This window comes from Mycobacterium sp. TH-M116 (assembly GCF_057473685.1).
This window is the reverse complement of the sequence record NZ_JBYCLC010000018.1, coordinates 1-8,051: the sequence shown is the minus strand read 5'-3', so window position 1 is coordinate 8,051 and position 8,051 is coordinate 1. Positions and strand designations below refer to the sequence as shown.

Annotated in this window: 9 protein-coding genes; 2 read left to right on the top strand and 7 right to left on the bottom strand. The window is 66.8% G+C overall.

Going from position 1 to position 8,051, the window contains the following annotated elements:
* The first annotated feature begins 526 nt into the window (after positions 1-526).
* Complete coding sequence (locus AC2VOK_RS00615; RefSeq protein WP_428898745.1) at positions 527-832, top strand: ribbon-helix-helix protein, CopG family; 306 nt, start codon at positions 527-529, stop codon at positions 830-832.
* Between the two features lie 271 nt (positions 833-1,103).
* Here AC2VOK_RS00615 and AC2VOK_RS00610 read toward each other — a convergent pair whose 3' ends face one another.
* On the bottom strand, positions 1,104-1,376 hold the full coding sequence (locus AC2VOK_RS00610; protein WP_428898744.1) for a ribbon-helix-helix protein, CopG family: 273 nt from the start codon (positions 1,374-1,376) through the stop codon (positions 1,104-1,106).
* A gap of 2 nt (positions 1,377-1,378) precedes the next feature.
* Positions 1,379-1,714 (bottom strand): hypothetical protein, encoded by a 336-nt coding sequence (locus AC2VOK_RS00605; protein ID WP_428898743.1) that lies wholly within the window; start codon positions 1,712-1,714, stop codon positions 1,379-1,381.
* Between the two features lie 453 nt (positions 1,715-2,167).
* Here AC2VOK_RS00605 and AC2VOK_RS00600 point away from each other — a divergent pair, with 453 nt between their 5' ends.
* Positions 2,168-3,553, top strand: a complete 1,386-nt coding sequence (locus tag AC2VOK_RS00600) for an NAD(P)/FAD-dependent oxidoreductase (RefSeq protein WP_428898742.1) — start codon at positions 2,168-2,170, stop codon at positions 3,551-3,553.
* Between the two features lie 9 nt (positions 3,554-3,562).
* Here AC2VOK_RS00600 and AC2VOK_RS00595 read toward each other — a convergent pair whose 3' ends face one another.
* The 5 genes from AC2VOK_RS00595 to AC2VOK_RS00575 form a co-directional block, all read right to left on the bottom strand.
* Complete coding sequence (locus AC2VOK_RS00595; RefSeq protein ID WP_428898741.1) at positions 3,563-3,958, bottom strand: rhodanese-like domain-containing protein; 396 nt, start codon at positions 3,956-3,958, stop codon at positions 3,563-3,565.
* Entirely contained in the window at positions 3,955-5,154 is a 1,200-nt protein-coding gene (purT, locus tag AC2VOK_RS00590; RefSeq protein WP_428898746.1) for a formate-dependent phosphoribosylglycinamide formyltransferase, read from the bottom strand. Before purT ends, AC2VOK_RS00595 begins: the two co-directional genes overlap by 4 nt.
* A 128-nt stretch (positions 5,155-5,282) precedes the next feature.
* Positions 5,283-5,927 carry a PaaI family thioesterase gene (locus tag AC2VOK_RS00585; protein ID WP_428898740.1) on the bottom strand — a complete coding sequence of 215 codons (645 nt, stop codon included), beginning with the start codon at positions 5,925-5,927 and terminating at the stop codon, positions 5,283-5,285.
* Positions 5,924-7,222, bottom strand: a complete 1,299-nt coding sequence (locus tag AC2VOK_RS00580) for an adenylosuccinate synthase (protein WP_428898739.1) — start codon at positions 7,220-7,222, stop codon at positions 5,924-5,926. The genes AC2VOK_RS00585 and AC2VOK_RS00580 overlap by 4 nt, the downstream gene beginning before the upstream one ends.
* A 105-nt stretch (positions 7,223-7,327) precedes the next feature.
* Positions 7,328-8,051, bottom strand: a 724-nt coding sequence (locus AC2VOK_RS00575) for a ubiquinone/menaquinone biosynthesis methyltransferase (RefSeq protein ID WP_428898738.1), incomplete at its 5' end; no start/stop codon positions are given.

Sequence of the window (8,051 nt, the reverse complement as noted above, 5' to 3'; positions counted from 1 at the left end):
TTAGCGCCTCGTCGGCCTGCTCAGGTGTGACTCCATGCTTGGCGATGTAGTCACCGCGTCTGGACCAGTCGACCAACACACCTAAATGTAATACATGTCCGTATTACATTTCAAGTGTTTTCGCGACCATGCCCCGTCGTCCGAGGCACTCAGCACGCAATGCTGAAGCGGGTAGATCATCGACTTGCGACAAAGGTCAGATATTTATGCCCAGATGCAATACATTTGTCATACACTGAGTGGGTGACCGAGTTGCACTGGCCCAGCGACGTGGTCACCCATATGTGGGACAAACACCGCACCACCGTCGAGATGGCGACCGAAGCCGTCAACGATCCCGACGTGGTGGGGTTCATCCCCGACCCCAAAAGCCGTTCGGGCAAAAGCAGCCGGTTCATGGTTTCTCGCCGACCGCAAACGCAGTGCTCGTCGTCATCGTCGTTAGCCACGAGGACCAGCAATACGGCGCGAACTGCTGGCCGGCCAACGCCACCGATCAGAGCACATACCGGGACAGGAACAACCAGTGAACAACGAGCTCAGCAACCTACTCAACGAGGCACGCGAGATGGAAGCCGGCGACAGCTCTGAATACACGACCGCGCCGGCCACCCACCCCAACCGCGAAAAAGCCCAAACCCTCACCGTGCGCCTCACCGACGATGAGATGACCCGGCTACGCGCCGCTGCCGCAGAACGCGGCCTACCGGTATCGGCCGTGGTGCGCACAGCCATCGCACACGAACTGGCGCCACAACCCGACGATGGGACCCGCGCACTCATCACCGCGCTACATGACCACGACCTCGCCATCGTCAGAACGGCGAAGTGACTGTGGCCCAATGGTTCACAGGTAAGCCCGTCGTGTGGACGATGCCTATAGGTGGCTGAGTCGTAAACCCGCGTGAAGGGGGTAGATAGCCGACTTGTCACCAAGGTCAGGCGGCTCTGTCGATTCGCTTGACTGTCGGCAACAAAAGGGCTGGTAGGAGTCCAATGATAGGCATGGGGTGTCATTTGCGACACCTGAGGTAGGTCGACTGGCTGTGTTGAAGCTGTACAAGCGACAGGAGCACCGTCTCGTCGCGGGCTGGCCTGCTCCGTCACGCCCCGATGCGTCCGAGGTACTCATCGAGCGCGTGGCGCATGACCTCGCTGGGTGTGGTGTGTTCGGCGGATACATAGGCATCCAACCGCCTGTTCAACTCAGCGGGCAATCGTATGGTGCGTGTCGGGCTGGAACCCCGGCGGCTCTCACCGACCGGGCGGCCCATCCGCAGCGTCGATCCCATCTCCAAGGGGCCGGCAACCGTGTAATCACCGGACTCGACGGCGCGGCTCATCTCGGCGTAGTCCTTCGCGCTCCGCTTAGCCATCGTTAGTTCTCCTTTCCATACTGCGGACCGATGAACAGCCGCTGCCTCACCACCTGACCCCGAAGATCGATGGCGCTTCCTGAAATGTCGTAGATATCGTTCGCGGTTTTCTCGGTGAGCAGCATCGAATGGAACACTGCCCAGGTCTCTCCGTCCTCATCCTCGGCGGCAACCTCGATCCAAGGTTCTTGCCCAACCTGGCCCACGAACATGTAGGAGTCCGCATCGGGACATGGCGTGACGATCGCGTACCGCAGAAGCGGATACGAGATCACCGCGCGCATCTCATCACCTGTAATGCTGTGCTGCCACGCGTGGGGCAAAATTTCGATGCGCACACTGGATAATTGTAAGACACTTATAGCCATCTCACAATGCTTGACGTTGAACGCCGCAGCGAAGCTCGCCAGCTGTCTTTACCGGCACCGGATGGGGGTAGATTCCCGACTTGTCACCAACCTGGTGCTGGTGTGTCGGCCGGTCGTGCGCTTGCCGCTTTCTGTCTGCCCCTCCTGGCGTCGAGTGTGGGCTGACGGCGTCGAGCGTGAACGGGGGGCGGAATTTTCGCGATTTTCCCGCCCACGTTTCACGCGCGACGCCCAGGATTCACACTCGATGCAGGCGGCCGCACACTTGACCCGAAAACCGGGGAATCGTGTGGTCGATGTCGCAGCACACCGCGGGCCGCTCACAGCCCGGCGCCCGACACGTCAGATCCCGACACCTCCGCCGGCGTCGTACGGTAGTGGTGCGCCACACACGGCCGGCACCGGCAACCAGAGGGGGCGAGCATGTCGCGCCATTGCGTCGTCATCATCGGGAGCGGATTCGGCGGGCTGACAGCGGCCAAGTCGCTCACGCGTGCGCCCAAGGGAAGTCGAGTCGAGATCACCCTGGTCTCCAAGACGACCACCCACCTGTTCCAGCCGCTGTTGTATCAGGTGGCCACGGGCATCCTGTCGGAGGGCGACATCGCGCCGACCACCCGACTCGTCCTGCGCAAGCAGAAGAACATCCGGGTGCTGTGGGGCGAGGTCAGCGCGATCGACCTCACGGCCAAGACGGTGACGTCGCACCTGATGGGTATCGAAACGGTGACGCCCTACGACAGCCTGATCGTGGCCGCCGGCGCCCAGCAGTCCTACTTCGGCCACGACGAGTACTCCACTTTCGCGCCCGGCATGAAGACCGTCGATGACGCCCTCGAGCTCAGGGGCCGAATCCTCGGCGCGTTCGAGGCGGCCGAGGTCGCCACCGATCCGGACGAGCGGCAGCGACGTCTGACGTTCGTGGTGGTCGGGGCCGGACCCACCGGCGTCGAATTGGCCGGCGAGATCGTTCAGCTCGCCGAACGCACCCTGGCCGGGGCATATCGCACTATCGAACCCAGCGACTGCCGAGTCATCCTGCTCGACGCCGCGCCCGCGGTGCTCCCGCCGATGGGCGACAAGCTGGGTCTCATCGCGCAGCGCCGGCTGGAGAAGATGGGAGTCGAGATCCAGCTCAACACGATGGTGACCGCGGTCGACTACCGGGGCGTCACGATCAAGGAGAAGGACGGCGGCGAACGGCGCATCGAATGCGCCTGCAAGGTGTGGGCGGCCGGCGTGCAGGCCAGCCCACTGGGCACGATGATCGCCGAGCAGTCCTGCGGAACTGCAACCGACCGCGCCGGAAGAGTGGTCGTCGAGCCCGATCTCACCGTCAGGGGCCACCCGTACGTGTTCGTCGTCGGCGATCTGATGTCGGTGCCCGACGTTCCCGGCATGGCGCAGGGGGCGATCCAGGGGGCGCGGTACGCGGCCAACCTCATCAAGCATGCGGTCAAGGGCACCGACGCCCCGGCCACGCGAAAGCCGTTCGCCTACCGCGACAAGGGCAGCATGGCGCTCGTTTCGCGCTACAGCGCGGTCGCGAAAGTCGGCAAGCTCGAGTTCGGCGGCTTCATCGCCTGGCTGGCGTGGCTGCTATTGCATCTGTATTACCTTGTCGGGCACCGTAACCGGGCCGCCGCCTTGCTCGCCTGGGGTATCTCTTTCCTGGGCCGGACCCGAGGCCAGATGGCGATCACCAGTCAGATGATCTACGCGCGGCCACTACTGGACCAGGCGGGAAAGCAGGCCGAAACGCTGGCGGCTGCCGAAGACGCGGATGCGGCCGAACGTCAGGCCGGGTAGCCAGACGCCTCAGAATTCCTTGCAGGGCAATCCCGTTGCCCGCCAGCACAAGCTGGCGTGCCCCTCGAAACCGTGCAGTACGTTGTAAGCCGGGCCGATGCCCGCTTCGGTTGCGACCGTGGCCGCGGAGACGGAGCGGCCGCCGGAACGGCACAGGAACACCACGGGCCGTTCACGCCCGGCGGACGGGACCAGGTCGCGCAACTCGGCGACGAAATTCTCGTTGAGCCGCCCGTCGGACGTATTCCACTCGAGGTAGACCACGTCGCGGCCCAGGCTCGACAAATCGGGCACTCCGACGACGCGCCATTCGGCGTCGGTGCGCACGTCGACCAGCACCGCATCGGGGTTGTCGCTGAGCATCTTCCACGCCTGCTGCGGCGTGATGTCTCCCGCGTAACTCATCGCACCGAGTCTGGCACATCGGCCCGGCCCGCGAGCTCGCGGGCTCGCTCGCGGGCCGCCGCGACATCCGGCGCCGTGGCCAGCGCCACCCACGACGCGGCTCGCGATCCCGGCCCGAAGAGGCGCGCGTCGCTTTCGGGCACGCCGAGCGCGCGGGACAGCGCGTCCGCGGCCGGCACCCCGGCGCCCGGGCGCATCACCCGCGCGGCCCCCGGCGACGTCATCATCGTGTCCACCGGCAGGCCCAGAATCGCACGCGCCTGCAGTTCGAACGCCGAGAGCCGCTGGCTGCGCGTCGTCACCCAGGCACTCTCCCGCGGGCCTGCGGTGACGTCGGCGAAGTACACCTCGTCGCCGTGGATCATCAGTTCGACGCCGAACACCCCGTGCCCACCCAGCGACGTGACGATCCGCGCGGCGATCGACTTGGCGGCATCGAGCGCCGCCGGGCTCAGCTGCTGGGGCTGCCAGCACTCCAGCACGTCGGCCTCGGCGCGGCTGTGACCGATCGGTGAGCAGAACTGGATCCGCGGCCCGGGTGCACCGCGGCTGCTCACCACCAGCAGGGTGATGAAAAAGTCCACGTCGACCAGCGTTTCGGCCAGCACCCGGTACGCGCCCTCCCCCGCCGGCTTCCCGAGAATGCCTTGCCATACCGCCTCCAGGTCGTGGCGCTTGGTGACGACGGACTGCCCGCGCCCCGGCGCTCCGGCCACCGGCTTGACCAGCAACGGCAACCCGGCGTGGACGGCCACCGCCTCGAGTTCGCCGACCGAACCGACGAACCAGAACGGCGCGGTGGGCAGACCCAATTCGTCGGCGGCCAGCCGGCGCAGGCGCTCAGGGTCGCCGGTGAGCCGAACGGCGCGGGCGCTCGGCACCAGCTCGATGCCTTCCAGGGACTCGAGGGCTCGACCGGCGACGGCACCGGCCGCAGTCGCCACGACGTCCGGCCGCAACCGCCCGACGGCACCCGACAGCGCGGCGGCGTCAACCGGCGTGACAGCCGGCGACTGGTCGGCGATGGCGTGCGCGGGCCCGGCGGGGTCCTCGTCGGCGACGACCACCTCCGCGCCCAGGCGCCGCAATGCGATCGTCAGTTCCCGGGCCGGTGCACCCGAACCCAGCAGCAGCACGCGGGTCCTGGCTGCGTCGGCGCTTTCGTCGGCTCCGACGCCGGAATCCGCCCCGCCCACCGGTGGGGCCAACTCGATCACCGTCGTCTTGCCGTCCAGGTCGTCGGGTTCTTGCCGTCCTTCACCAGTCACGCCGTCGGTCACCGCTCAAGGATAGGTGCGCGGCCCGCGGGCGCGGCGGACCCGACTCAGGGCTGGCCGGGCAGCAACCGCACCATCAGGCCGTTCGCCTCGGCCAGCACCGAGTCCTGGCCGTCGACCAGCTCCGCGGACACGAAACCCTTGCGGCCCTCCGCGGCGGTGAGGCGGCCGCGCACGGTCAGCGGCACCTCGATGGGGGTGACCTTGCGGTAGTCGACGTGCAGGAAGGCGGTGCGGCTGATCGGCCTGCCCGCGGCGTGCGAGATCATGCCGAACATGTGGTCAAACAACAGCGGCAGCACACCGCCGTGCACCGCGTGGTTGCCGCCGACGTGAAACCTGCTGAAACCGCCCGCCATTTCGACCCCGTCGGGGCCGTAGCGCGTCAGCGTCCACGGCGGCAGCAACAGGCTGCCCATGCCCGGCAGGTCCGGCGTCCGCCCGGCCGGCGCCCTGCCCTCGCCGGCCTCGAACGGTGCCAGCAGCCCCACCAGCGACGCGACGCGGCCGGCTGCCTCGTCCCAGACGTCGTCGCCGGGGTCCGCGGACACGGCGAGGTCCTGCAACCGGCGCATGTGGGCCACGAACCGGCCGAACCCGGGACCCGGGCTGGCCGGGCCGTACTCCGGGAAGCCGCCGTGGCGCTCGTATTCGGGATCGATGTCTTTGGGATCCGGTTCGGTGGCCGTCACGCGCGGGCCGCCAGGATGTCCCGGCGCACGATGGTCTGCTCCCGGCCCGGACCGACACCGATGCACGAGACATGTGCTCCGGCAAGCTCTTCGAGCCGCAACACGTAGTCACGCGCCTTGGCCGGCAAGTCGTCGAACTCGCGGGCCGCCGAGATGTCCTCCCACCAACCGGGCAGCTCCTCGTAGATCGGCTCGGCGCGGGCCAGGTCGCTCTGGGTCATGGGCATGTCGTGGGTGCGTTTGCCGTCGAGCCGATAACCGACGCACACCGGCACCGTGTCCAGGCTGGAGAGCACGTCGAGCTTGGTCAGGAAGTAGTCGGTGATGCCGTTGACGCGGGTGGCGTAGCGGGCGATCACGGCGTCGAACCAGCCGCAGCGGCGGCGACGTCCGGTGGTGACACCGAACTCACCGCCGGTCTTGGTCAGGTATTCGCCGTTCTCGTCGAACAATTCGGTGGGGAACGGGCCCGAACCCACGCGGGTGGTGTAGGCCTTCAGAATCCCCAACACGGTGGTGATCCGCGTCGGTCCGATGCCCGAGCCGACGGCCGCGCCGCCGGCGGTCGGATTCGACGACGTCACATAGGGGTAGGTGCCGTGGTCGACGTCGAGCAGGGTGCCCTGCGAGCCCTCCAGCAGCACCGTCTCACCGGCCTCCAGCGCATTGTTGAGCAGCAGCCGGGTGTCGGCGATGCGGTGCCGGAAACCGTCGGCCTGCTCCAGCAGTGCCTCGCACACCTGGTGCGCGTCGAGTGCCTTGCGGTTGTAGATCTTGACCAGGATCTGGTTTTTCAGCTCCAGTGCGGCCTCGACTTTGTGGGTCAACAGCTCCGGGTCGAGCACATCGGCCACCCGGATGCCCATGCGGGCGATCTTGTCCTGGTAGCACGGCCCGATTCCGCGGCCGGTGGTACCGATCTTCTTGCTGCCCATGTAGCGCTCGGTAACCTTGTCGATCGCGACGTGGTACGGCAGCAGCAGATGCGCGTCGGCCGAGATCAGCAGCTTGGAGGTGTCGACGCCGCGGTGCTGCAATCCCGTGAGTTCGTCGAGCAGGACACCGGGGTCGACCACCACACCGTTGCCGATGACGTTGGTGACCCCGGGCGTCAGCACCCCCGACGGGATCAGGTGCAGCGCGAAGTTCTCCCCACCGGGCAGCACCACCGTGTGACCGGCGTTGTTGCCACCTTGATAGCGCACCACCCACTGCACGCGTCCACCGAGCAGGTCAGTGGCCTTACCTTTGCCCTCGTCACCCCATTGGGCGCCGATGAGGACGATTGCCGGCATGACATGCTCCAACCTGGTCTGGCCCGCTCGCTGTGGTGTTCACGGTGAAAGCAGTATGTCTACACGGGCCGGGACGGTTTTCGTTCCGGCTCCCCGGAAGTGATCCTAAATCGTCGACACTTCCGCGGCGTCGCGTGATCCCGGCCCGTGTCGCCCTGCCGCGCGCGAACCGACATGGACCGTAGCGAACCCGGTGCTCAGCGAGACGTAGCGGGCATCGAGAAAACCCGCCTCCCGCATCGCCTTGCTCAGCTCATCACGGGACAACCAGGTGCGGATCGAATCGGAGGTGTAGCGATGGGCGTCGCGATGCCAGGAAAAGGCCCACCCCACCGCCGGCATCACGCCAAAGTAGAGAAAGTCGTGAACTGCTTTCAGGGCCGTCGAAGTCGGCGTGCTGAAATCGAGCACCACCAGCCGGCCGCCGGGCCGCAGCACGCGCCGGAACTCGCGCAACGCCTTACCGCGATCGGCGACGTTGCGCAGCCCGAAACCGATGGTGACCACGTCGAACGACGCATCCGGGAACCGCAGGTCCATGGCGTCGCCCTCCTGGAAGTCGACGACCCCGCGACGGCGCCGCCGGGCGACCCCGAGCATCGGGGCACAGGAGTCCACGCCGACCACCTGGCCTTGCGCCCCGACCGCCGCCGCCTCCGCGAACGCCAGATCACCCGTACCGGTCGCCACGTCGAGTACCCGTTCGCCGCGCTCGAGGGCGCAAATTCGCATGGCCTGCCGCTTCCACACGCGATGCAGCCCCAACGTCCACGCATCGGTCATCACGTTGTAACGCTTCGCCAGCGCCGAAAAGAGCTCCCTGACGTAA

Excerpts from the sequence above, each read along its gene's own strand:
- AC2VOK_RS00610 (WP_428898744.1), bottom strand. The coding sequence starts at position 1,376 with ATGGCTAAGCGGAGCGCGAAGGACTACGCCGAGATGAGCCGCGCCGTC.
- AC2VOK_RS00600 (WP_428898742.1), top strand. The coding sequence starts at position 2,168 with ATGTCGCGCCATTGCGTCGTCATCATCGGGAGCGGATTCGGCGGGCTG.
- AC2VOK_RS00595 (WP_428898741.1), bottom strand. The coding sequence starts at position 3,958 with ATGAGTTACGCGGGAGACATCACGCCGCAGCAGGCGTGGAAGATGCTC.
- AC2VOK_RS00580 (WP_428898739.1), bottom strand. The coding sequence starts at position 7,222 with ATGCCGGCAATCGTCCTCATCGGCGCCCAATGGGGTGACGAGGGCAAA.